Origin of the sequence: Arthrobacter sp. StoSoilA2 (genome assembly GCF_019977195.1) — a bacterium.
Taxonomy (GTDB): Bacteria; Actinomycetota; Actinomycetes; order Actinomycetales; family Micrococcaceae; genus Arthrobacter.
In genome coordinates, this window is the sequence record NZ_AP024643.1 from 2,641,085 (window position 1) to 2,665,594 (window position 24,510).

Annotated in this window: 20 protein-coding genes; 13 read left to right on the forward strand and 7 right to left on the reverse strand. The window is 62.4% G+C overall.

Annotated features, from left to right (window positions below; genetic code table 11):
* Nucleotides 1-53: 53 nt before the first annotated feature.
* Genes LDN82_RS11950 through LDN82_RS11960 form a run of 3 tightly spaced genes read left to right on the forward strand, consistent with a single transcriptional unit; the run spans nucleotide 54 to nucleotide 2,544 of the window.
* On the forward strand, nucleotides 54-851 hold the full coding sequence (locus LDN82_RS11950) for an ABC transporter ATP-binding protein (protein ID WP_224090283.1): 798 nt from the start codon (nucleotides 54-56) through the stop codon (nucleotides 849-851).
* Nucleotides 852-857: 6 nt separating this feature from the next.
* On the forward strand, nucleotides 858-1,643 hold the full coding sequence (locus LDN82_RS11955) for a sulfite exporter TauE/SafE family protein (protein WP_224090293.1): 786 nt from the start codon (nucleotides 858-860) through the stop codon (nucleotides 1,641-1,643).
* 7 nt (nucleotides 1,644-1,650) lie between these two features.
* Nucleotides 1,651-2,544 carry an RNA methyltransferase gene (locus LDN82_RS11960; protein ID WP_224090295.1) on the forward strand — a complete coding sequence of 298 codons (894 nt, stop codon included), beginning with the start codon at nucleotides 1,651-1,653 and terminating at the stop codon, nucleotides 2,542-2,544.
* Between the two features lie 36 nt (nucleotides 2,545-2,580).
* Here LDN82_RS11960 and LDN82_RS11965 read toward each other — a convergent pair whose 3' ends face one another.
* Nucleotides 2,581-3,966, reverse strand: coding sequence for an NAD(P)-binding protein (locus LDN82_RS11965; RefSeq protein ID WP_224164382.1), 1,386 nt, complete (start codon nucleotides 3,964-3,966; stop codon nucleotides 2,581-2,583).
* A gap of 280 nt (nucleotides 3,967-4,246) precedes the next feature.
* On the opposite strand from LDN82_RS11965, the gene LDN82_RS11970 reads away from it, so the two are divergent.
* Complete coding sequence (locus tag LDN82_RS11970) at nucleotides 4,247-4,504, forward strand: type B 50S ribosomal protein L31 (RefSeq protein WP_223932840.1); 258 nt, start codon at nucleotides 4,247-4,249, stop codon at nucleotides 4,502-4,504.
* 78 nt (nucleotides 4,505-4,582) lie between these two features.
* Complete coding sequence (locus tag LDN82_RS11975; RefSeq protein WP_224167528.1) at nucleotides 4,583-5,710, forward strand: lipoate--protein ligase family protein; 1,128 nt, start codon at nucleotides 4,583-4,585, stop codon at nucleotides 5,708-5,710.
* A 10-nt stretch (nucleotides 5,711-5,720) separates the two neighbouring features.
* Here LDN82_RS11975 and pepN read toward each other — a convergent pair whose 3' ends face one another.
* Together pepN and LDN82_RS11985 are read right to left on the reverse strand one after the other, a co-directional pair.
* Nucleotides 5,721-8,324 carry an aminopeptidase N gene (gene pepN / locus LDN82_RS11980; RefSeq protein WP_224164383.1) on the reverse strand — a complete coding sequence of 868 codons (2,604 nt, stop codon included), beginning with the start codon at nucleotides 8,322-8,324 and terminating at the stop codon, nucleotides 5,721-5,723.
* Between the two features lie 4 nt (nucleotides 8,325-8,328).
* Nucleotides 8,329-9,393, reverse strand: a complete 1,065-nt coding sequence (locus tag LDN82_RS11985) for a putative sulfate exporter family transporter (protein WP_224164384.1) — start codon at nucleotides 9,391-9,393, stop codon at nucleotides 8,329-8,331.
* Nucleotides 9,394-9,503: 110 nt separating this feature from the next.
* Here LDN82_RS11985 and LDN82_RS11990 point away from each other — a divergent pair, with 110 nt between their 5' ends.
* From LDN82_RS11990 to LDN82_RS12000, 3 genes are all read left to right on the forward strand, one after another.
* Complete coding sequence (locus LDN82_RS11990) at nucleotides 9,504-11,060, forward strand: circularly permuted type 2 ATP-grasp protein (protein WP_223946004.1); 1,557 nt, start codon at nucleotides 9,504-9,506, stop codon at nucleotides 11,058-11,060.
* Nucleotides 11,061-11,142: 82 nt separating this feature from the next.
* Complete coding sequence (locus LDN82_RS11995) at nucleotides 11,143-12,069, forward strand: alpha-E domain-containing protein (RefSeq protein ID WP_216925742.1); 927 nt, start codon at nucleotides 11,143-11,145, stop codon at nucleotides 12,067-12,069.
* The gene (locus tag LDN82_RS12000) at nucleotides 12,066-12,917 is read left to right on the forward strand and encodes a transglutaminase family protein (RefSeq protein WP_224164385.1); all 852 of its coding nucleotides are present in this window, start codon (nucleotides 12,066-12,068) and stop codon (nucleotides 12,915-12,917) included. Before LDN82_RS11995 ends, LDN82_RS12000 begins: the two co-directional genes overlap by 4 nt.
* A 76-nt stretch (nucleotides 12,918-12,993) precedes the next feature.
* Here LDN82_RS12000 and LDN82_RS12005 read toward each other — a convergent pair whose 3' ends face one another.
* Complete coding sequence (locus tag LDN82_RS12005) at nucleotides 12,994-14,445, reverse strand: SDR family NAD(P)-dependent oxidoreductase (RefSeq protein ID WP_224164386.1); 1,452 nt, start codon at nucleotides 14,443-14,445, stop codon at nucleotides 12,994-12,996.
* 75 nt (nucleotides 14,446-14,520) lie between these two features.
* The gene (gene glgC, locus LDN82_RS12010; RefSeq protein ID WP_224164387.1) at nucleotides 14,521-15,933 is read right to left on the reverse strand and encodes a glucose-1-phosphate adenylyltransferase; all 1,413 of its coding nucleotides are present in this window, start codon (nucleotides 15,931-15,933) and stop codon (nucleotides 14,521-14,523) included.
* Between the two features lie 93 nt (nucleotides 15,934-16,026).
* Here glgC and glgA point away from each other — a divergent pair, with 93 nt between their 5' ends.
* A complete protein-coding gene (gene glgA, locus LDN82_RS12015; protein ID WP_224164388.1) occupies nucleotides 16,027-17,223 on the forward strand; it encodes a glycogen synthase in 1,197 nt (398 codons plus the stop codon).
* A gap of 122 nt (nucleotides 17,224-17,345) precedes the next feature.
* On the opposite strand, the gene LDN82_RS12020 is transcribed toward glgA, so the two are convergent.
* Nucleotides 17,346-19,469 carry an acyl-CoA dehydrogenase gene (locus tag LDN82_RS12020; protein WP_224164389.1) on the reverse strand — a complete coding sequence of 708 codons (2,124 nt, stop codon included), beginning with the start codon at nucleotides 19,467-19,469 and terminating at the stop codon, nucleotides 17,346-17,348.
* Between the two features lie 46 nt (nucleotides 19,470-19,515).
* On the reverse strand, nucleotides 19,516-20,316 hold the full coding sequence (locus LDN82_RS12025) for a TetR/AcrR family transcriptional regulator (protein ID WP_224164390.1): 801 nt from the start codon (nucleotides 20,314-20,316) through the stop codon (nucleotides 19,516-19,518).
* On the opposite strand from LDN82_RS12025, the gene LDN82_RS12030 reads away from it, so the two are divergent.
* Genes LDN82_RS12030 through LDN82_RS12045 form a run of 4 tightly spaced genes read left to right on the forward strand, consistent with a single transcriptional unit; the run spans nucleotide 20,315 to nucleotide 24,486 of the window.
* The gene (locus LDN82_RS12030; protein ID WP_224164391.1) at nucleotides 20,315-21,721 is read left to right on the forward strand and encodes an acetyl-CoA C-acetyltransferase; all 1,407 of its coding nucleotides are present in this window, start codon (nucleotides 20,315-20,317) and stop codon (nucleotides 21,719-21,721) included. The genes LDN82_RS12025 and LDN82_RS12030 overlap by 2 nt on opposite strands.
* A 9-nt stretch (nucleotides 21,722-21,730) precedes the next feature.
* On the forward strand, nucleotides 21,731-23,071 hold the full coding sequence (locus tag LDN82_RS12035; RefSeq protein ID WP_224164392.1) for a 3-oxoacyl-ACP reductase: 1,341 nt from the start codon (nucleotides 21,731-21,733) through the stop codon (nucleotides 23,069-23,071).
* Nucleotides 23,068-23,994, forward strand: a complete 927-nt coding sequence (locus LDN82_RS12040; RefSeq protein ID WP_224164393.1) for a MaoC/PaaZ C-terminal domain-containing protein — start codon at nucleotides 23,068-23,070, stop codon at nucleotides 23,992-23,994. The genes LDN82_RS12035 and LDN82_RS12040 overlap by 4 nt, the downstream gene beginning before the upstream one ends.
* 39 nt (nucleotides 23,995-24,033) lie before the next feature.
* Nucleotides 24,034-24,486, forward strand: a complete 453-nt coding sequence (locus LDN82_RS12045; RefSeq protein ID WP_224164394.1) for an SRPBCC family protein — start codon at nucleotides 24,034-24,036, stop codon at nucleotides 24,484-24,486.
* The last annotated feature ends 24 nt before the right edge of the window (nucleotides 24,487-24,510 follow it).

The window sequence follows — 24,510 nt, forward strand, 5'->3', positions numbered from 1 at the left end:
GCACGTACGCCCGGTTATCAGTCATCTGTATTTTTGTCCTAGTGTCTACTGCTATGAGTGATGTTCTGGAATTGGCTTCCGTCAGCGTTGTCCGAGGCAAGAAGACCCTGCTGGACAAGGTTGACTGGCAGGTCAACGAAGGCGAACGCTGGGTCATTCTTGGCCCCAACGGCGCAGGCAAAACGACGCTTCTCCAGATTGCTGCAGCCCGCATGCACCCGACCAGCGGAAGGGCAGGGATCCTTGACGAAACCCTGGGCCGGGTTGACGTCTTTGAACTGCGACCCCGCATCGGCCTTTCCTCGGCCGCACTGGCTACCCAGATCCCGGAACACGAGAACGTCCTCAACGTCGTAGTGACCGCGGCATACGGCGTCACCGGCCGCTGGCGTGAAGGATACGAGCGCGACGACGAGCGTCGTGCCTTTGGCCTCCTGAATGACTGGGGGATGGGACCGCTGCTCAACCGCACGTTTGCCACGCTTTCCGAAGGTGAGCGGAAGCGGGTGCAGATCGCACGCGCACTCATGACCGATCCCGAACTCCTGCTCCTGGATGAACCGGCCGCCGGACTCGATCTTGGGGGGCGCGAAGAGCTCGTGCACAAACTCGGTGAACTTGCCAAGGACGAGGCAGCTCCGGCGATGGTCCTGGTGACCCACCACCTTGAGGAAGTTCCCCCGGGATTCACCCACGCCATGCTGCTGCGCGAAGGTGGAGTAGTGGCAGCCGGTGCCATTAAGGACGTACTCACGGACGAGCACCTGAGCAACACTTTCGGCCTGGCCCTGGACGTCACGGAAAACGCCGGCCGTTACACGGCAACCGCCCGCCGCCAGGCGGGCCAGTAGTCGACGGTGGAGATTCTTAGCAGCATCCTGATCTTTTTCGCGGGCTTGTGGGCCGGCACCATCAATGCGGTGGTCGGCTCCGGCACCCTCGTGACTTTTCCTGTGCTCATCGCGCTGGGCGTGACTCCGGTGGTTGCCTCCATGAGCAATGCCATGGGCCTGGTGGCTGGCACTGCCGCCGGAGCCTGGGGGTATCGCCGCGAACTCGCGGGCCGCGGCAGGCAGTTGATGAAGCTGCTTCCGGCCTCTCTGCTGGGCGGTATCACGGGGGCTTGGCTGCTGCTTCATCTGCCGGACAAAGTCTTCCACTTTGTGGCCCCCGTCCTGCTGGTACTGGCGCTGCTGATGGTGATGTTCCAGCCTCGTCTCCAAGCCTCGGTGCGAAACCGTGAACAAAATCCGGAACATGCCCTCAGGGACCGGAGCCACGGAGTCCTCCTCGTGGTCCTTGTTTACCTCGCCGGCGTTTACGGCGGCTATTTCGTAGCGGCCCAAGGGATTTTGCTTGTAGGAATCCTGGGCGTGTTCCTCACAGGGACCATGCAGAACGCCAATGCCATGAAGAACATCCTGGTGCTCGGCGTCAACATGGTGGCTGCTGTGTCTTACCTGATCTTCGCCTTCGATCGAATCAACTGGCTCGTGGTCCTGCTGATCGGCGTGAGTTCAACCATTGGCGGCCTGGTCGGATCCAAGGTTGGCCGCAAGCTTTCGCCACGCGTCTTGAGGGCGGTCATCTTTACGCTTGGGATCGTGGCCCTTGGCTTTATGATCGCCAATCTGCTGAAATAATCGGCCGGTGACGTTTCACTATCTTGAGTCCGCCGATGATCCCCGCGTGACCGACTACACCACGCTGACGGATGTGCACCTTCGCAAGGTTCGCGAGCCGGAGGAAGGCATGTACATTGCCGAATCCTCCAAGGTCCTCCGCCGTGCATTGGCAGCAGGTCATCAGCCACGCTCGTTCTTCCTGGCGGAGAAGTGGCTGGAAGACCTCGACGACGTCTTCCAGGCTTATCCCGACGTCCCGGTGTTCGTTGGCAAAGCCAAGCTGCTGGAAGAAATCACGGGTTTCCATCTGCACCGCGGAGCGATGGCAGCCATGCACCGTCCGGCACCTGTGCCGCTCTCGCAGCTGCTGGCGGATGCGCGCCGGGTTGCCGTGCTGGAAGACAGCGTGGACCACCCCGACGTCGGTGGTTCCAAAGTGCAAGGGGACGAAACCGCTCCTCTTCGAGGACGATCGAGGATCGCGGTCCTTGAAAACCTAACCGACCATACGAACGTAGGGGCGATCTTCCGCAGCGCGGCAGCCATCGGTGTCGACGCTGTACTGGTCTCGCCCCAGTGCGCCGACCCGCTGTACCGACGCTCCATCCGGGTGTCGATGGGCACCGTGTTCCAGGTGCCGTGGACGCGGATCGAGTCGTGGCCTGGAGACCTTGGAGTCCTTAAGGATGCAGGTTACTTCGTTGCCGGCATGTCGCTTGGCGAAGGGGCCATAACACTCGATGAGCTGGTCGCCCAGGACCATCCGAACCTCGCGCTGGTCTTCGGCACCGAGGGTGAGGGATTGAAGCCTGAGACCGACCAAGTGCTCGACGCGCGCGTAACAATTCCGATGATGAATGGCGTGGATTCGCTGAATGTTGCCGCGGCATCCGCTGTGGCGTTCTACGCGACAAAGTAGTGGCCCCCCAGCGATCGCGGCCCGACGATGGCCGGGTCATGCTGAGGCGATGAGGCGGGGGAGGTTGGAGAGCGCTCCGGCGGCATGGGCTCGGCTGCGCTCCTGAGCCTCGGGGATGCGTGGGTCGTCGGCATAACGCTGCAGCTCGGCGAAAGGATACAGCCGGCTCGTGCGCGACCATGCGGACACGGCCGGATGCTTGCCGCGTGCCCGGGAGTTCGCCATCAGCGCGGCGTAGGCGATGAGGAAGTCGACATTCCGATCCCAGAGGTGCAGCGGGCGGCACAGCTTGTTCTTCTGGTCGTCGTCGTGGAGTTCGGCTTCGACGACGCCAAGCATCGCGTACTGGAACGAGACGGTGCCCCAGAACATCGGCTGAAGCGTGATGCGGCCAGGTTCGAAGATCGGACGAAGTGGAGGCCGGACGAGCCCCGTCGCCGCGCAGTGGACGTGCAGCGTTTCGCGTGTCGTGGGGATGACGCCGTCGTCGAGGATGATGCGGTCGCGCTCGACACTACGCACGTGGCCGAGTCGGACGACATCCTCGATTTGCCGGAGGAGGGCGATCTCGGCTTCTCCGACGATCGCGCCGTGGAACATCGTGGGTGGCACCGAGGGATCAACCCGTAGCAGGATTCCCTGTTCGTCGAGCCGTGCGAAGAGATCGTCAAGCGTCGTTGCTTGGGCCATGGCCTCGATCTGTGCAGCGTTCGCGACGTACTGGTCGACGACCAGATCGTGCGGCTGCAGGTAGCGCCTATTCGGCCACCAGCCCTCGCGCGGTTTGATCCACGTGAGGTCGGCGGGATCCACACCCCGCTCAAGAAGCCACACGCATGTGTCGAGGGCGGTCTTTCCTGCGCCGATCACGGTGAAGCGTCCGGCCGGGTGGGAGAGTCGGGCGAGCCCACCGGTTGGGATGCAGCGGACTCCATCGGCCACGGCGAACGGCGGGGCGGAGGTGGCGGGGATGCGCCCCTCGAGATACCTGGCATCCACCACGCGGCGGCGCACGGTGACGGGCACGGTGCGTCCGTCCAGGCGGGAGACGATCCGGTCCTCGTCAACGAACTCGCACTCGGGCAGGTACATTACACGGCCGCTCGGCAGGAAGACCCGCGTCATCGCCTCTTCGAAATGCGCACAGATCCCGCTCGGGCCGGCCAGTTCGTACATGCCTGCGTTCGTGCCACTGACGTCGCGCCTGCTGGCTCCGAATGGCACGGATTCCACGCCATAGAGGTTCGCGGGCTGGTGCAGCCGAACGAACGGATATGCGTCCTGCCAGTGTCCCCCGGGCGCGTGCCGACGATCTACGATCGCGACCGTGGCATCCGAATGCGCGAGGATCCGGTCGGTGAAGACCATCCCCGCTGTCCCAGCGCCGACCACCAGATAGTCGGTTTCGATGCGCCCGCGCATGCACTTACAGTAAACCCGGCCATCTGCGCAGGGGAAAGGGCTTCACTGTTGCCGCCATGGAATTGACCGAAGACGCCATTGATTGTGGCGAACACGCTGCCCGCAACATACCCAAACCCGGCTTCGCCCGCAGGACTGAGGCTGGTTCGTGCACCCGGCTGGTTTCGGCTATGATTGATTGTTGGCCCGGCCGCTGAAATTTCTACCTGCAGCAGGCGGACCACCTCCATTCATACCTGGCAGCTGGCAAAATCCAGTTGCGTGAACAAAAGGTCCCATTATGAAGTCTGATATCCACCCGAAGTACGAAGCTGTTGTTTTCAACGACCTGGCTTCCGGCACGAAGTTCCTGACCAAGTCGACTGTGTCTTCCTCGAAGACCATCGAATGGGAAGACGGAAACACCTACCCGGTTATCGACGTCGAAATCTCTTCGGAGTCCCACCCGTTCTACACGGGCAAGCAGCGCATCATGGACTCCGCTGGCCGCGTCGAGCGCTTCAACGCTCGCTTCAAGGGCTTCGGTGGCTCGAAGTAACCACTTCACCCCAAGGCTTTTCGAAGGCCCGCATCGCTGGAATTTCCGGCAGTGCGGGCTTTTTCGTTTTCCGGCAAGATGGAACGCATGACGTCCCAGCCCGCACCCGAAGAACACCCTAACGACATTCACGACAATTACGACGGCGTCACCCGCCTTCACGGGGAGTATAAAGTTCCCGGGGGCAAACTCGTGGTGGTGGACCTGGATGTCCGGGATGGCCGGCTGGCCAACGTTTCACTGAGCGGGGACTTCTTCCTGGAGCCCGACGAAGCCCTGCAGGACATCAATGCCGCGCTGACTGGCCTGCCCGTGACGACCCCGGCTGCAGACATCGCCGCGGCTGTCTCAGCAGGGTTGCCCCCGGAGTCCGTACTGTTTGGATTCTCTGCAGAGGCGGTTGCCGTGACTGTCCGCCGTGCGCTGTCCAAAGCCACGGGGTGGTCCGACCACCAATGGGAAGTTATACCGCCGTCGGTCCTGCCCACCCACGTCAACGTGGCACTGGACGAAGTACTCACCGAGGCGGTGGGAGCAGGCCGTAGAAATCCCACCCTGCGGTTCTGGGACTGGGAAGAACCTTCAGTGGTCATCGGGAGTTTCCAGTCCGTCCGGAACGAGGTCGATCCTGAAGGCGTGTCCAGGCATGGCATCACGGTGGTTCGCCGTATCAGTGGTGGCGGTGCAATGTTCATGGAAGCAGGCAACTGCATCACCTACTCCCTTTACGTACCGCAGACGTTGGTGGATGGCATCAGTTTCGCTGATTCCTACGCCTTCCTTGATGCATGGGTCATGGCAGCGCTGGAGAAGCTTGGCATCACGGCTTTCTACGTTCCCCTCAATGACATCGCCACCGAGCAGGGCAAGATCGGGGGTGCGGCCCAGAAACGGCTGGCCAACGGAGGGATGCTCCACCACGTGACCATGAGCTATGACATCGACGCCGACAAGATGGTGGAGGTCCTGCGCATCGGGAAGGAAAAGCTCTCAGACAAGGGCACGCGCAGCGCCAAAAAACGGGTGGACCCGTTGCGCCGTCAGACGGGCTTGGCCCGCGCCGCCATCATTGAGGCCATGCAGGAAGTTTTTGTGGAACGCTACGGCGCAGTTGAATCCCGACTCTCGGACGATGAACTTTCGGAAGCCCGAAAGCGGGTTGAAACGAAGTTCGGCACGGAGGAGTGGTTGAACAGGGTTCCTTAGGCAGGGTTCCTTACCCGGCTGCCTGTGCGGTCAGAGCCCGCAGCAGGTGGCTACGCTGTTCGATGATGATGCGGCGCAAAGCACGGGGTGCGTCGCTATGTTCATGCAGCCACCGGTCGGTCGTCACCAGCACTGGATGGGCGACCGGCTCCATTCCGGCCGACAAATCCTGAGCGCCGGGGTAGAGACCCCTGACGATCCTGCCTGCAATTTCGATACTGCGCTCAGCCCAGACACGTTCCAGGCATTCGAAGTAGGGCTCAATGTATGGCTGCAGGAGCTCTCTGGGGGCAATGGTGAAACCCGTAATTGTTGCACTGAGGATCTCGTTGGATAGCCCGGTAGTGTTGACGGCTGCGTCCCACGCTGCCGCCTTTATGGAGACGTCAGGACGGGCCGAGGAGGCTACTGCATGGCCTTCCCGGCCGGAGGCCGTCTTGTCGGCCTCAAGTTCAGCATCCAGCTCGCGCTGCATGGCTTGTCCGTGGGCGGCGAGGGCCTGCCAGAAACTCCAGCGCAGTTCAGCGTCGACGGCCAGGCCGTCAATGACCGTGGCGCCTTCCAGGATGGCCCGCAGCAGGGGAAGTTCGCTGTCGCCGTGCCTGGAAACATCGGCCAGGGTTCTGGCCCAGGCAAGCTGGTGGTCGGATCCAGGGGCTGCGGATTGCAATTGGGCCGCGGCGACCGCCAGAAAGTCCTTACGCACGCCTTCCCGCATGACCGCGGGGACATAACGTTCGATAGCCGTGGCTGCATTGCCCAGCACGTTCAGGAGGACGCCGATGCCGGTTTCGGTGGGTGCGAACTGTTCGACGGCGGCAACGTACCGTACCGCTGGGGTTGCGCCATCGCGAGCCGAATCCCACAGTGCGGTCCAGCACAGCGCACGTGCCATGGGGTCCTGGATGGTGCCCAGGGAACTCCGGACTGTGTGCTCCGAAAGGGCGTCCAGACGCACCTTCGCGTAGCTGAGGTCCTCATCGTTGACCAGCAACAGGGCGGGCCGGGGCTTTCCTGCAAGTTCGGCCACCAACGTGCTCGGGCCAGAGACGTCCAGCTCGATGCTCTCGCTCCGGACGAGGTGGCCGGAGGAATCGGGGCCGTACAGGCCCAGCCGGAGTCGGTGGGGCCGCAACTCCTGCTTGCCCGTCAGGGGGTCGGTCGCATCCTGTTGGAGCGTCACGGCGCCCATGATCCCGTTGTCATCCACAATGTCTGCCGTGATGGTGGAAATGCCTGATGTCTGCAGCCACTGGCGCGCCCAGCCGGCAAGGTCCCTTCCCGACGCGACGGTGAGCGCTTGCAGAAGGTCCTCTAGCGAGGTGTTGCCGAACCCGTGGTCCCGGAAATACTGGCGGGACCCGGCGATAAAGTCGTCAAAGCCTACGTAGGACACCAACTGCTTCAGAACAGAGGCCCCTTTGGCATAGGTGATTCCATCAAAGTTTTGCTTGGCCGCTTCGAGGTCCGGAATGTCGGCAACGATGGGGTGCGTGGTAGGCAGCTGGTCCTGTACATAGGCCCAGGCTTTACGTTTGCTGGCGAAGTTCACCCATGCCGTATCCCAGTCAGTGGCCCGGTCCACGCCGAGGGTCCCCATGTAGTCGGCAAAGGACTCCTTCAGCCAGAGGTCGTCCCACCAGGTCATAGTGACGAGGTCACCGAACCACATGTGGGCCATCTCGTGCATCAGTGTGTTGGCGCGCGCCTGGTACTGCGCGTCTGTTGCCCGGGAAGCGTAGACGTACTTCTCGGTGAACGTCACCAGCCCCGGGTTTTCCATGGCGCCGAGGTTGTACTCGGGCACGAACGCCTGATCGTATTTGCCCCAAGGATAGGGGTAGTCGAAAAGTTCGTTGAAGAACGCCAGCCCGCTCTTGGTCAGCCGGAAGAGTTCATCGGCATCGAACGACTCCGCCAAAGACGCCCGGCAGTAGAGGGCCAGTGGGACGTCAAGGCGGCTGCCGTCGTCGAGCGTTGCTCCCCAATGGTCAGTGGCCTTGAAGTAGGGCCCGGCGAGGATTGTGGTGATGTAGGTGGACATCCGCTTGGTGGTGGCAAAATCCCAGCTCCAGGCTGCGGCATCATCCGCCAGGGGCGTTCGGGCGGTCTGCACGCCATTGGAGGCAACTTCCCAGCCTGCCGGAGCGATCACGTGGAAAGTGAATTCGGCTTTGAGGTCGGGCTGCTCAAAGTTGGCGAAGACGCGGCGGCTGTCGGCCGGTTCGTACTGGGTGTAGAGATAGCACTGGCCATCGGCTGGGTCGACGAAACGGTGCATGCCCTCTCCGGAGCGGCTGTAGAGCGCGGTTCCTGTAACGGTGACCGTGTTTTCGGCGGCCAGGTCCTCCAGGATGATCCTGTCCCGGTCCACCACCCGGTCAACGTCCAGGACCTTGCCGTTCAGCATCACGGACTTCACTCCGCCGCTGATGAAATCCAGGAAAGTAGCTGAGCCGGGATTGGCAGAAAACCTGATGGTGCTGGTGCTCGGGTAGCCGGCGGTTGCGGGATCTGCCACGTCGCGGACATCGAGGGTGACGTCGTAGCTATGGGTGGTGATCAGGGCTGAACGTGTTGCGGCTTCGTCGCGCGAGAGATTGTGATTCGACACACAGCTATCTAATCATGATCCATACGGCGCCCAGGCCCAGCATTGCGATCAGCAGCCACGATCCCAGCGCCACAGCAACGGCACGCCCGCCGGTATTAACGAGGGTGCGCACACGCACCGCGGAACCGAGCCCAAACAGGGCGGTCGCGAGCAGGATGTCCTGCACTCCAGCGGCGGCTTCCAGAACTGCCGGGGGCGCCCAACCCAAGGTGCGAACACCCACCATCGCGATGAAGCCGAGGACAAACAAAGGGACAATCGGCGGAAACCGGCCATCGCCGTCGTGCTTTCCTGATTGGCCTGATTCAGTGTTCGCCCGCCGCCGTACGTGCATCACCCGCTGGTGCAGCCCTGCTGCCGCGGCGATCGGCGCCAAGAGGACCACGCGCGTCAATTTGACGACGACGGCGACAGCCAGCGCCGCTGTCCCCGCAGTCTGGGCCGTGGCAACCACTTGGCCGACATCATGCACGGACGCACCGGTCCACGCTCCGAATTGTTCCGGGTTCAAACCCAAGGGGTGCATGAGGAGGGGGAGCACCCCAATCGCCAGGGTGCCGCACAAGGTCACCAGCGCCACCGGAAGTACGGTGTCCTGGTGCTTGACCCGCCTTACCGCTGCCATGGCACCGATGGCCGACGCACCGCATATGGAGAACCCGGTGGCGATCAGGAGTGCCGCCTCGTCAGGAAGGCGGAGCATCTTGGCGAGTCCATAGGTCCCCGCGAAACTCAGCAACACCACGGCTGCAATCAGAAGCAGTGACAACCACCCCAACCCGAGGACATCGCCCATGCTGACCTTGAGTCCAAGCAGGACGATCCCTGCACGCATCAGGTGCTTCCCGGCGAAGTCCAGGCCCGGCCGGGCGCGCCCCGCCGCCCAGACAGCAGTGCCCGGTATATTTGCAGAGAGCAGGCCCAGTGCGACAGCGAGCGTCATGACGGGAATAACCCCCAATGCCGGAAACACCGCGTGGACGGTGAAGGCAACCCCCGTTGCGGCAATACTCAGGACCAGCCCCGGCCCCAGCCGGGACAGGTGGGGCGCAAGACTGTTCAAGGGCATGCCTCAACCCTGCCGGATGGGGCACCGAAAGGCGAACCGGGAGCCTCCGGAAACCGCGACACAATCAGTGCGAAATGCGCTTGACTCAAAAAGGTGATTGTCTAATTCCCATGTCTGACCTATTTCAGGATTATTCCGAGGCCGCTGCGCGCAGCGGCGCCTACGACGAGATGTTCGCCCCCGGCCACGTCGCCAGAAAATCCTACGGTCAGGTTGCCGGTGCACTGCGCGAGCTTTCCCTGGCCGATGTCACCGCCCGCGCCGACTCCATGGCACGCACGTTCCTGGACCGCGGCGTGACGTTCGACTACGCGGGGGAGGAGCGGCCGTTCCCGCTGGACATCGTCCCGCGCGTTATCCCCGCTGACGAGTGGGATGTCCTTGAGCGCGGCGTGGCACAGCGGGTCAAGGCCCTTGAAGCGTTCCTCAACGATGTATACGGCCGGATGGCCGTGGTGGCTGACGGCGTCATTCCCCGGCAACTTGTCACCACAAGCGCCCATTTCCACCGTGCCGTTCACGGCTTCGAACCGTCCGGCGGCGTCCGAGTCCACGTCTCCGGCATCGACGTCGTTCGTGATGCGGAAGGCACCTTCCGTGTCCTCGAGGACAATGTCCGCGTGCCCTCCGGCGTGAGCTATGTACTGGAGAACCGCCGCGCCATGGCCAAGGGCCTGCCCGAGGCATTCGGCCAGCAGCACATTCGGCCGGTGGAAGAGTACCCCCGCAGGCTCCTCTCAGCGCTGCGCAAGACCGCACCGGCCGGCGTCGATGATCCCACGGTTGTGGTCCTGACACCGGGCGTCTTCAACAGCGCATATTTTGAACACACCCTCCTTGCCGGACTCATGGGCGTGGAACTGGTGGAAGGCCGGGACCTGATCTGCCGCGGTAACCGTGTGTATATGCGGACCACAGCCGGCGAACAACGCGTGGATGTCATCTACAAGCGCATCGACGACGACTTCCTGGATCCCCTGCAGTTCCGTTCCGATTCCATGCTCGGTTGCCCTGGCCTGGTCAACGCCGCCCGTGCTGGAGGCGTAACCATCGCCAACGCGGTGGGCAACGGCGTAGCCGATGACAAGCTCGTGTACAGTTACGTGCCTGACCTGATCCGGTACTACCTTCACGAAGAGCCGATCATTGCCAACGTCGACACTTTCCGGCTCGAGGAAAAGGAAGCCAGGGAACATGTTCTGGACCGCTTGGAGGAACTGGTGGTCAAGCCCGTCGATGGTTCAGGCGGCAAGGGCCTGGTCATCGGCCCGGATGCTTCCAAGGACGAGCTTGATGCTTTGCGGAAGCGCGTGATTGCAGATCCTCGTGGCTGGATCGCACAGCCTGTCCTTCAACTCTCCACGGTGCCCACGCTCTCCGGAGACAAATTCGGCCCGCGGCACGTGGACCTCCGCCCCTTTGCAGTCAACGACGGCGACGACGTCTGGGTCCTTCCCGGCGGCCTGACCCGGGTGGCACTCAAGGAAGGTTCCCTGATTGTGAATTCCAGCCAGGGCGGCGGTTCCAAGGACACCTGGGTGTTGGCCAATTCGCCACAAATGCCTGCCGAGATCATTCCGCGCCAGTCCGTGACGGTCCGCGAGCAGGTTTCCGTGTGGCCGGTGGAAAGCAATTGGCGGGACCGCCAGACGGAGCAGCAGCAGTGAACCGGATCGCAGGCCGCAGCGGGACCCCCGTTGAATTGACCCCTGAACTTCGACAAGCACCACGCGAAGGAGGCGCAGTTTCATGCTGAGCCGTATTGCCGAGTCACTTTTCTGGATCGGACGCTATGTAGAGCGCGCCGACGGCACTGCCAGGATCCTGGACGTACACCTGGAGCGCTTGAACCACCTGCCCCTTGAAGAGCAACGCAGTGTGGCCCGCGAACTCCTCGCCGTCATGGGTGCGAAACCACAAAGCGAAGACTTCGGCCTGCCCGAGCTGCTGCATGCGCTTGCCTATGACAAGCAGAGCGCGTCCTCCATTGCCGGCTCGCTTGGCGCCGCCCGCGAGAACGCCCGCAGGGCCCGGGAGACCGTCTCGCAGTCACTCTGGGAAAGCCTCAACACCACCTATTACGGCCTGAGCCAGCATCGCAAGGACGTCGTGGGAACCTACCGTTTCTGCAATTGGGTCCTTGAGCGGACCGCCATGGTGCGCGGGCTGGCGGATACCACCGTCAGCCATGACGAGAGCTGGCTGTTCATGGTTCTCGGGCGTTCGCTTGAACGTGCGGACATGACAGCACGCATGTTGTCCACACGGGATGTACAGTCCGCGGGAATGTCCTGGGTGAACATGCTGCGGTGTGCTGGCGCGTACGAGTCCTTCATCCGGACCCGTAGGGCCGCATTTGGCGACCAGCACGCGGCCGAGTTCCTGCTTCTCGACCGGTTGTTCCCCCGCTCGATCGTCTATGCCCTGCGCGACGCGGACGAGTGCCTGGCAAAGCTGGATCCTTCAGCACAGCGGGTTGGCTTCATCAACGATGCCCGTCGGATTGTTGGGCAGGCCAGAACGTTCCTTGAGTTCCACAGGACGGATGACCTGATGTCCGAATTGCCGGAGCATATGGAACGTGTGCAGAAGGCTGTAACCCAGGCTTCGGACGCGATTTCCCGTAAGTACTTCAATCAGGCTGATGAGCACGCCTGGGTGGGAGAAGTTTCATGACCCGGCTTAGCATCGTCCACAAGACGGCCTACAAATACAACCGACGCGTGACGTTGTCCTACAACGAGGCGCGGATGACTCCATTGACCGACGGCCAGCAGGTGGTCCTGGAATCCTCGCTGAAGGTTTCACCCAATCAGGCCTCGGTCAGCACCTACCGCGACTACTGGGGCACGCGCGTCACTGCCTTCGATATGCAGATGCCCCACGAGAGCCTTGAGGTCCTTGCCACGGCCACAGTGGAAGTGCACCGGACCGAACGTGTGGCATCCGAGGACGACATCGTGGGCTGGGACGTCATCGCCTCGGAAAAGATCCAGGACGAATTCAGCGATTGGCTGCCCCAGTCCCGGTTAAGCGGCCCGGGTGAGGAAGTCCTCGGCATCATTCCAGGCGTGGTGGACGGCAAGAACCCCCATGAGGCGGCGTTGGCCATCTTTTCGTGGATGGCCGGCGAGATGACGTACATGAAGGGCACCACAGGTGTAACGACGAATGCGGAACAGGCGTGGACGCAACGCCAGGGTGTGTGCCAGGACCTTGCGCATTTGGCCATTGGCGCCTTGCGTAGCCGCGGCATACCAGCGCGCTACGTTTCGGGCTACATCCATCCGCGGTCATCCGCTGACATCGGCGAAACGGTTGCCGGGCAGTCCCACGCGTGGCTGGAGTGGTGGGACGGCGAATGGCGCAGCTGGGATCCCACCAACCATAAGCCTGCCGGTGACTACCACGTGACCGTGGCGAGGGGCCGGGACTACCGGGATGTTCCGCCGCTGAAAGGCATTCTTTCCGGTGGCGGAGGTTCGGGGCTATCCGTTTCCGTGGAGATCACCCGCCTCGCGTAAGTAGTCTGTGTACAGATGTGGCCCCCAGGAAGGACTTGGGGGCCATATCTGTAAGCACACTCGAACGACTTTGGATTTACCAGGGGGAGGGCTTGTAGTCCTTGAGGAATACCCCGTACTGGTCCTCGCCGTTCTCGCCCATCACGATGGGGTCGTACACGCGGGCAGCACCGTCCACCAGGTCCAAGGGCGCGTGGAATCCTTCTTCCATGAGCCGCACCTTGGTGTAATGCGGGCGTTCATCCGTGATCCAACCGGTGTCCACGGCGGTCATGAGGATGCCATCGGAATCCAACATCTCCTGGGCGCTGGTGCGCGTCATCATGTTCAGGGCAGCTTTGGCCATGTTGGTGTGAGGATGTCCCGGACCCTTGTAGGCACGGGAGAACTGCCCTTCCATGGCCGAAACGTTCACGATGTACTTTCGGCGTGCCGTTGAGCGTTTCATGGCATCGCGCAGGCGGCTGACCAGCAGGAACGGAGCCGTTACGTTGCATAGCTGCACCTCGAGCATTTCGAGCGGATCCACTTCGTCCACTACCTGCGTCCAGCTGTTGATAGTGGCGAGGTCGGGGACCAGCCCGCCGGCATCGATAGCCGTTCCGGATTCGATCCGGGCCAAAGACGCCGAACCAGTAGAAAGCGCCAGGGAAGTGATGGCGTCTCCGGCAAGGACAGGATGTTCGGTGACGCTGCTGGCCAGGGCCAGTGGATGCTTGTCATGGGCGTGGCCGAACGTGACCAGTTCGGGGCCTCCGTTGGCAGCGTCCAATGCGGCCGGCAAGGGCTCGTCCTCGGCGTCAACCAAGGGTTTGTAGGCGTTGCCGGAGCGTCGCACGGTTTGCGCGGCATTGTTGATGATGATGTCCAGCGGGCCGGCCTTGTTCAGGGAGTCCGTCAGTGCCATCACCTGGGCGGGATCACGGAGGTCGATGCCAACGATCCTCAGGCGGTGCAGCCAATCCGCGCTGTCTTCCATGGCGGCAAACCGACGTGCCGCGTCTTTGGGGAAGCGTGTTGTGATGGTGGTGTGGGCGCCATCCCTGAGCAGCCGGAGCGCAATGTACATACCGATCTTGGCGCGGCCACCGGTCAACAGCGCATTGCGGCCGGTCATGTCCGTGCGGGCATCGCGTTTACTGTGGCTGAAGGCAGCGCACTCGGGGCATAGCTGGTGGTAGAACGCATCCACCTGCGTGTAGTGCTGCTTGCAGATGTAGCAGGGACGTGAGCGGATCAGATGGCCCGCGACCTCGCCGGTGGCTGAAGGAGCAAGCTTGTTGCCGCGGGTTTCATCATCGATGCGGTCCGGCGCAGCTGTTGCGGTGAGGGCAATGACTGCACGGTCGGCTTCCGCGATCAGGTCCCGCTTGGTGACGCGGCGGTGCCGCTTGACTGCTTTGAACATCTTGCCCGTTGCACGACGGACCGCGACGTAGTCCGGGTGCTCCTCGTCATAGACGTGGATTGTGGTCAGAACCTTGAGGCAGGCCTGGATCTCTTCAGGCGTCAGATCGGTGGAGCTCATTGACCTGATTTTACAGCCTTGGGAGCCTGGGGCCTGCCTCGGGTTCTACCAGCACAGCCGGTGATGGACGGAAGCCTAGCGGCCTGCGCCCTGTGATGCTGTGTCCGCTACCCGGGACTGGATGCCGGCAGCTACCTTTTCCGCAGAATCCCGGATATCGGGGTCATCCTGCGTGGCAGCCTTAACGGCTTCCGGCAGGCTCCGCCGGTACTCCGCGGACAACGCGAGCTCCTCTTCGCCGGGTTCAGGAACAAGCTGTCCCTTGGCAAGGACTGTGATCCCGGATTCGGTGACCTTGTAGCCGCGCGCCTTGTCCAACGCCGGGTCCAGCCCGATCGCGGCGCCGGCAGGGACCTTGACGTTCTTGTCCAGGATGGCCCTCTTGATCACTGCACCTTCGCCCACGCGGACCTTATCCATCAGTACTGAGTCCTGGACACGGCTGCCCGCCTCCACGAAGACGTCGTTGGAGAGCACGGAACCTTCAACGATGCCGCCTGAGATGACCACACCACTGGCCACGATGGAGTCCAGGGCGGTACCCACCGTGCTGTTGCCGCCGCGGACAAACTTGGCGGGAGGCGAGATGCTCTGGCGGGTGTAGATGGGCCATTCGGCGTTGTAGAGGTTGAAGATGGGAACGGGGGAGATGAGGTCAACGTGGGCGTCGTAGAAGGAGTCGATGGTGCCAACGTCCCGCCAGTACGTACGGTCACGTTCGGTGGCACCAGGGATGTCATTCAGCGTGAAGTCATAGACCCCGGCCTCACCCTTGTCCACGAAGTAGGGAATGATGTCCCCGCCCATGTCGTGCTTTGTATCCAGTCGCTCGGCGTCAACGTGAAGCGCTTCAACGAGGGCGTCGGCGTTGAAGACGTAGTTGCCCATGGAGGCGAGGAACTGGGTGGGATCGGCCGCAAGCCCGGGCGTGCTGGCCGGCTTCTCCACGAATGCCGCGATCTTCTGGGGATCGTTCTGGTCAACTTCAATCACACCGAATTGGTTGGCCATGTTCAGCGGCTGCCGCACGGCTGCTACGGTAGCCTTCGCGCCGCTGGCAATGTGCTGTTCCACCATTTGTGAGAAGTCCATGCGGTAGACGTGGTCTGCGCCGACCACAACCACAATGTCCGGAGCGTCATCGTGAATAAGGTTCAGGGACTGGTAGATGGCGTTGGCGCTGCCAAGGAACCAGCTCTTGCCGACGCGCTGTTGCGCGGGTACGGAAGCTACGTAGCGGCCCAACTGTGTGGACATGCGCCAGGTCTCGGAGATATGTCGGTCAAGGCTGTGCGATTTGTACTGCGTCAGAACCACGATTTTCAAATATCCCGAATTGACCAGATTCGATAGTGCAAAGTCAATAAGCCTGTAGCCTCCCGCAAACGGAACCGCTGGCTTCGCCCTGTCCGCCGTCAAAGGCATGAGGCGATTGCCTTCGCCGCCAGCCAACACGATTGCCAATACTTTCTTCAACGCCATGGTCATAGCTCCCCGTACGTCTTCGTAGCCCCCAAAAGTCCGATTTTCCGGACCCTTTCACACTAGAACACATAAGCCGGAACGACTACGTTGGGTAACGTGCGAATAGACATTGTGACTAAAGAATTCCCTCCGGAAATTTATGGCGGTGCCGGTGTCCACGTTGCCGAGCTCAGCCGTGTGCTGGCGAAGCACGTGGATCTTCATGTCCGGGCGTTTGGTGCCCCACGTGAGGCCGACTACCACGGGGCCACCGTGGACTCCTACGCCACACCCCACGACCTCGGCGACGCCAATGCTGCCCTCCAGACGTTGGGCGTGGATCTTCGGATCGTTCCGGATATTGCGGGAGCGGATCTCGTCCACTCGCACACCTGGTACGCGAACATGGCAGGACACCTCGCTTCGCTCTTGCATGGCATTCCCCATGTACTGAGCGCCCACAGCCTGGAACCGCTGCGTCCGTGGAAGGCCGAACAGCTCGGCGGTGGCTACGCGTTGTCCTCATGGGTGGAGAAGACAGCCTACGAAGCTGCCGCGGCGATCATCGCCGTATCCGATGGAATGCGGCAGGACATCCTGCGCAGCTACCCGGACGTTGATCCCGACAAAGTCCGGGTGGTACATAACGGGATCGACGTTTCCCTGTGGGAACGGGACGAAGAGGACGACGCCATCCGCGCGTTGGGCATGGATCCCGCCAAGCCAAGTGTGGTGTTCGTTGGCCGGAACACGCGCCAAAAGGGGGTCCCCTACCTGTTGCGCGCCGCTTCCAGCCTTCCCGCCGATGTTCAACTGGTCCTCTGCCTTGGTGCAGCTGACACTCCCGAATTGGCAGCTGAGACAGCGCGCCTCATTGAGGAGCTCCAAAGCAAGCGTGAGGGCGTGATCCTCATTGAGCGGATGCTGCCACGCCGGGAACTCATCCAGGTCCTCAGCCATGCAACAGCATTCGCCTGCCCCTCCATTTACGAACCGCTGGGCATCGTGAACCTTGAAGCCATGGCTTGCGGCGCCGCAGTGGTGGCAAGTGCTACGGGCGGCATTCCAGAGGTTGTCCAGCACGGCGAGACCGGCCTCCTGGTTCCCTTGGAGCAGGTCACTGACGGCACGGGAACACCGCTTGATCCTGAAAAATTCGTGGCCGATTTCGCTGCAGCCCTGAACGATGTAGTTGCGGATCCAGCGCGCGCCCGCAAAATGGGCATTGCTGGCCGGCGACGTGCCGAGGAACATTTCTCGTGGGAGTCCATCACCGAAACCACGCTTGAGGTGTATCGGTCCGTGCTCGGCTGAGCAGCTGGCCGTCCTGGAAAGCAGGCAAAACGACGACGGCGCCGCCCCCCTTGAGTGGGGACGGCGCCGTCGCGCTTTGGCGAAACTTCCAAAAAAGTTCACCGTTCGGAAATCACATCCTGCTACCGGGACTTTGACCCTTTCAGGGCCAGTAACGACTTCTCGTCGGCCGGCGCGGAGCCGCTGGCGCGCTGCTTACGGAAGTGGGTGCTGGCCTCATCCTGGCGGCGTGCTTCGGCGCCGGTCGCGATTGACGCGCGCAAGTGCTCGGGTCCGTACCCAAAGGCGTCCACGAGGTCCAGCGCATGGGGGCGGATCTTAACCAGCAGCCGGTTGATGTACGTCCCTACGGTCCGGCCGCGTTGCATCGACAGCCGGCCGTTCATGAGATACCACGACAAGTGCTTCTCGATGAGCGAAAGCCCGAACAGATCCCGCAGCCAGGTGAGGACCCGCTTGGTTCCCTCATCGGAAACCTCCGCCAACGCCTCCGTGAAGGCTTCCCACTGGAGGAGCTCGGCATGGGCTTGAGCGGCTTCGATGAGTTCATGCTGGTGCTGGTTGAACAGGGCTGCCGCCTGGTGCTGCGGCAGCTTATTGGCGCCCTTCAGCGCAGCACCTACTTCGGCCACCATGGACTGCACGCGGTCGGTCAGCAGGGTCCGCTGGCCTTCCTCGTCGCGCAAAGCCAGTGCTGCTTTCTGCACCGAGCCCGTGTCAGCTACGAACTGGGCAACTTGGCGCAGGCCCGTCCTGTGCAAGGCGACACCTGCGGCCTGGTCCACTACATAGCGCGCAAGCACGCCGAAGTCGGCACTGCGGAATTCCTTGGCGTAGTCAGCCAGAAGCCGCTTGGCCACCAACTGCAGCAGTACTGTGTTGTCGCCTTCAAAAGTCACGTAAACGTCAAGGTCCGCGCGCAGCGAGGCAAAGCGGTTCTCGATCAGGAAGCCCGCGCCACCACAGGCTTCGCGGCATTCCTGCAGGGTATCCAGAGCATGCCAGGTGCTGAGGGGCTTCAGCGCGGCCGCCAAGGTTTCCAGATCCTGGCGGTCGGCGTCGGTGTCATGGGCACCGGAGAAGACGTCGTCGAACTTTTGCAGGAGTTGCTCGTGGGCAAAACCCGCGGCGTAGGTCGTAGCAAGCCGTGTGAACAGGCGCCGCTGGTGACGCTGATAGTCCAGCAGGACTTCCTCGTCGGTGGGGGAGGAAGCGTTGAACTGACGGCGCTCGGTGGCGTACTGGATGGCTGTTTTGAGTGCCACCTTGCTGGCCGCCACGGCTGCCCCGTCCAAAGAGACCCGGCCCTGGACCAGGGTTCCGAGCATCGTGAAGAAGCGGCGGCCCGGGCTCTCGATGGTTGATGAATACGTGCCATCCACAGCTACGTCGCCGTAGCGGTTCAGGAGGTTGGTGCGGGGGATACGGACATCCGTGAAATGGAGCCTGCCGTTGTCGATGCCGTTCAGGCCACCCTTGATGCCGTCATCCTCCCCGCCGATGCCTGGCAGGAATTCTTTAGTGGTGGGGTCGCGAAGCTCGACATAGAAGGCGTGGACGCCGTGGTTAACGTTCTTGGTTACCAGCTGCGCAAACACGACGGCGGCCAGGCCATCGTTTGCTGCGTTGCCGATGTAGTCCTTCCAGGCTGCCCGGAAGGGGGTGTTGATGACGAACTCCTGGTTCGCTTCGTCATAGGTGGCCGTCGTGGCGATGCTCGCGACGTCGGAGCCGTGGCCCGTCTCAGTCATCGCGAAACAGCCCGGAATGGCCAGGCTCATAATGCCGGGGAGCCATTTGTCGTGGTGCTCCCGGGTACCAAGGTGCATGACAGCAGAGCCAAAGAGGCCCCATTGAACACCTGCTTTGATCTGGAGGGAGGGATCGGCCGTGACGAGTTCTTCGAACCCGGCAATGTTGCCGCCGTGGTCATCGGAGCCACCCAGGCGGGTAGGAAACGCCCGGTGCACGGCATTGTTATCCACCAGGAACTTCAACTGTTCAAACACGCGGGACCGGTGTTCGGTGTGGTGGAGGCCTTCAATTTTCCGGACATCAGGATGACCCGCGACTTGGCGGGCCTGACGCCGGATGTGGGCCCACTTGCCCAAGAGCTGTTCACCCAGTGCCGCGACATCCACCACCGGGTCCCCACCCTGCTGGCTGGAGCCGCTGGTGTGCATGGCCGCATCCTCGCGGCCGGATGGTTGACGGGCTGATGGCGCCCGGTCCACTACTTCAGTCATGTTGATTCCTTCTTTGGTTCTTACAACTGATGGATCATTGCTCATGTCAGTTGGCTGCTTTGAGCTCAGGAGCGATGCCAAGGCATAGCCAGTCCGTGATGTGCCCGGCCATGGTGGCCTGGTTCGGTTTACTGTCGGAGGCAGGGCTTCCCAGCCACATTTCACCCGCATTCCGAACGAGCCCAATGGCTGCAGTTGGCCAGTACTCGATCAATGCTTCTTTCTCTGCACCGAGGTACTGGCGCATAGGGGTGGCGATCATGTCGGTGATCTGTTTGAAGAAGTTTCCCAGCGCGCCCGACGCGGCAATGGCATCCTGCGAGGAAGCTTCCCCGGGCGTCAACCGGGTGATGAACGCATAAACGTTGGGGCTGGATTCCGCCATTTGCAGGTAGGCCGAAACCATGGCGTAGAGGCCTTCGCGTGGTGTCTGCGCCGATTGGGCCGCTTCTTTCATGCGGCGTTGCATTTGCCCCAGAACCACTTCACCCATGGCCTGTTGAAGGCCTGCCTTATCGCCGAAATAGCGGTAGTACACCGACTTTGACGTGCCCGCGGCACCGGCGATGTCTTCCATGGACGCCTCGCTGCCCAAGGCATGCACAGCCCTGCGTGCTGCCTTGATGAGCTCGCGCCGACGCTCCTCGCGATGGCTCTGCCATCTGGCGGCACGCCCATCTACCGCAGGGTCCGGGTTGGCGTTGCCGGACTCCGTGGCGGCATCAAAAGCACCAGCGTGGGAAGGGGCAGGTGCGTTCGGAAAATCTGTACGGCGACGGTTCACGATACCCAGCGTATCAGGTACGCTGGGTATCAGTAACTGGTATTCATCGAAGGAGTCAAGCATGGCTGCAGCAGACGCACCCGCGGGCACGAACACAGGCACTGCCGGGACTGGTACCGCGGGAACAGGTACAGGCGGCTTCGCAAGCGCAGAGCAGGGCAAGGGCATACAAGGCACGCGTTCTGCCGTGATCGTTGGGGGAAACCGCATCCCGTTTGCCCGCACAGGCGGCGCTTATGTGAAGTCCTCCAACCAGGACATGCTTACTGCTGCGCTGGATGGACTGATCGCGCGCTTCGGGTTGCAGGATGAACGGATCGGTGAAGTAGCGGCCGGAGCCGTGCTGAAGCATTCCCGCGACTTCAACCTCACCCGTGAGGCTGTACTGGGTTCGGCGTTATCTCCGGAGACACCCGCGTACGACCTTCAGCAGGCATGTGCCACGGGACTGGAAACCGTGCTTGGGCTTGCCAACAAGATCAAGCTGGGCCAGATCGAATCCGCGATCGCCGGTGGCGTTGACTCCGCGTCCGATGCCCCGATCGCCGTCAGCGAGGGGCTGCGGGAAATCCTGCTGGACCTCAACCGCGCAAAGACCTCCGTCCAGAAGCTGAAGGTCCTGGCGCGCATCCGGCCAAAGGACCTGGCCCCGGATGCTCCCAACACCGGCGAACCACGCACCGGCCTGTCCATGGGCGAACATCAAGCCCTCACTACGGCACAGTGGAAGATCAGCCGGGAGGCACAGGACGAACTGGCCTTTAACAGCCACCGCAACCTCGCCGACGCGTACGAGCGCGGCTTCTTCGAGGACCTCATTACTCCGTACCGCGGCCTCAACCGGGACTCGAATCTTCGCGCAGACACCACGTTGGAGAAGCTCTCCACACTGAAGCCTGTCTTTGGCAGGAACCTGGGATCCGAGGCCACCATGACCGCCGGCAATTCGACGCCGCTGACCGATGGTGCCGCAACGGTCTTGCTTGCCACCGAGGAGTGGGCGGACAGCCGGGGCCTGCCCAAGCTCGCCACCGTCCTGGACGGTGAGGCAGCCGCCGTCGACTTTGTCCACGGCAAGGACGGACTTCTGATGGCGCCGGTCTTTGCCGTACCGCGCCTCCTCGCCCGCCATGGGCTGTCCCTTGAGGACTTCGACTTCTTCGAAATCCATGAGGCCTTCGCCGGGACCGTCCTCAGCACCCTGGCCGCCTGGGAAGATGAGGACTTCGGACGAACGCGGTTGGGGCTGGACGGCGCGCTGGGGAAGGTGGACCGCACCAAGCTCAACGTCAACGGTTCTTCACTTGCTGCCGGGCACCCATTTGCAGCAACCGGTGGCAGGATCGTGGCCTCGCTGGCAAAGATGCTCCATGAAAAGGGAGCTGTGGATGGAAGGCCGGCACGTGGCCTGATTTCCGTGTGCGCCGCCGGCGGGCAGGGCGTTGTTGCCATTCTGGAAGCAGCCTAGGGGAGCGTGATGACAGACAAATACGCCAAAATCGTCAGCAAAGGACTGGGAAAGGACGTCGCCAAAAGGCTCGGCCTGCCGCAGCCGGTTGAACTCCGCCGACACCAGCCAGGCGCACCGCTTATCGCTGGGCCGGTGCTGGTAAACGGCGACAGCCTGGGCGCAGATGACCTTGCCACCACGCTTCTTGGTTGGGGCCTGGACATTCGCCGTCATGCATTGCCGAAGGAAAAGCTCGGGGCCATCATCGTTGTCCTCGACGCCGTGCAGCACCCGGAGGACCTGGGCAAGCCAATGCTGACACTTGGCGCTTCCTTGCGGGACCTCTCGCCCAACGGACGCGTCATTACGCTCTCAAGAACAGCCCAGTCGGCACCAGCGCCCGCTGCGGCGGCGGCCCGGCAGGGCATCGACGGCCTGCTGCGTTCACTGGCCAAGGAATTGCGCGCCGGTGCCACCGCCAATGGCATTCTCCTCGATGAGGATCTAGCCACCACAAGCCCGTCAGCCCTGGGAGCCCTCCGGTTCTTCCTTTCAGGCCGCTCCGCCTATGTGGATGGCCAGTTCCTCACGATCAGCTCCTCCTCCGGCAGCCTGCCCTTTGACGCCGGCAAGCCCCTCGCCGGAAAAGTAGCCGTCGTCACTGGTGCAGCGCGGGGCATTGGTGCCGCGATCGCCCGGACGCTCCACCGTGACGGGGCAAAAGTGGTGCTGGTGGATGTAACTGCCGCGGGGGATCATCTGGCAGCAGTGGCCAACGAGGTCCGTGGGACCGCCCTCCAACTCGACATCACCCGTGACGACGCCGGTCACCGGATGATCGACCACGCAGTGGAACGCCATGGCAGGCTCGACATCGTAGTCCATAACGCCGGCATCACGCGCGACCGGCTCCTGGCGAACATGGATGAGGGCCGCTGGCAGTCTGTCATCGCCGTCAACATCGCCGCGCAACTGAGGATCAATGAGGCCCTCCTGGCATCGGAGCACTTCAAGGAAAAGCCGCGCATCGTTGCGGTGGCATCCACCAGCGGCATTGCCGGCAACAGGGGCCAAACCAACTACGCCGCGTCCAAGGGTGGCGTGATTGGAATGGTGCGCTCAACTGCGCCGCTCATGGAGTCCTTCGGGGGGACGATCAACGCTGTAGCACCAGGGTTTATTGAGACAGAGATGACGGCCCGGATGCCATTCGTCATACGGGAAGCAGCGCGAAGAGCCAATTCCCTGAGGCAGGGTGGCCAGCCACAGGACGTGGCGGAGGCCATCGCTTTCCTTGCGAGCGATGCCGCGGGAGGAATCTCGGGCGAAGTCCTTCGCGTGTGTGGACAGCAACTGGTGGGAGCATGAACAAACCGCAGCCGGTCATCCTTGGGGAGCTGCCGTCGCTGCCCAAGCTCTACATGAATGCAGCGGCAACTGCCGCCCGCCGCCGCGTTCTGGGGTCATCGGCGGGGCAGGCGACATTGCCGGCCGTTAGCCACGAGGTCATGGGAGTCCAGGCGGATGTCGCCAACCTGACCGCCTACCAGCACCTTTTGGGGGAGACCGCCAGTGACATCCTGCCAGCAGGATTCGTGCACGCACTGGCCTTTCCGGTGTCCATGAGCGTGATGAACCGGGATGATTTTCCGTTGCCGTTGCTCGGGATGATCCACCTCAGGAACCATGTAGAGCAGCAGGTTCCCATTCAGTTCACAGAAGCCCTGGACATCAGGTCCTGGTCAGAGAACCTTTCGGGTCATCGGGCGGGTACGCAAGTGGATGTCATCGCCGAAGTCCGCTCCAGCTCCTCAGGCGAACTGCTGTGGCGGGGAGTATCCACATACCTTGCGAAAGGGGTCTTCCTGCCTGGTATCGACAAGCCCGGAAACTCAAGCGGCTCCGGGGACAATGGCAATTTTTCCCCGCCAGACCCCACGGCCCTGTGGCAACTGGACCTGGACATCGGTCGCAGTTATGCCGCCGTGTCGGGCGATTTCAATCCCATCCATCTGAGCGTCCTATCGGCCAAAGCATTGGGCCTGAGGGGATCCATTGCCCACGGCATGTACCTTGCCTCCCGGGCGTTGGCAGATGTCGGAGCGGTCAAGTCTGATGCCTTCGCCTGGGACGTGACGTTTGAAGCGCCAGTATTCCTGCCGGCCCGGGTGGCGCTGGACATCTCCACCATCCAGGCGGAAACGGGGGCTTGGCAGCGTTCGGACTACGTCGCGTGGAACCCACGCAGCGGCCGGCGTCACTTCAGGGGCAGCGTGGCTCCCTTGTCTTAGGCCCTCCTTAAATCCTTGGGGGCGGGATATTCTCTGATCATGAGGGAACGCCACCTGACCGTACGGCGACAAGCAGCTGCAACCAGTGACTCCATCTGGGCTGTTTTAGCGGATTTCGGCAACCTCGCTGACGTCTGGAACGGCCTAAGGGCATCACAAACCATCGGTAACAGGACCCAAGGGCTGGGTGCCCGCCGTCGGGTACATTTGTCGCCCGTCGGCTCGATGATCGAGACCATCACCGAATGGGAGCGAGGCCGCGCCCTGGCAACGAGGAACGAGCCATCGGCGCTGGTGCCCTTCAAAGAAGCCGACTCCAGGCTCGTCCTCCAGCCAGATGGCGAAGGGACGGCGCTCACCTTTGACTACCGCTATGTGCCCAGAGGTGGGCCCGTCGGCCGCCTGACCGGTCCTTTGATTGACCGAATGCTGCGGGCGACCTTCGAAAGTATGCTCGCGGCGGTGGAGAAGGCTGCCAGCCAAGGCAATTGAGAGGGGGCCCTGGGCAAACGGTCG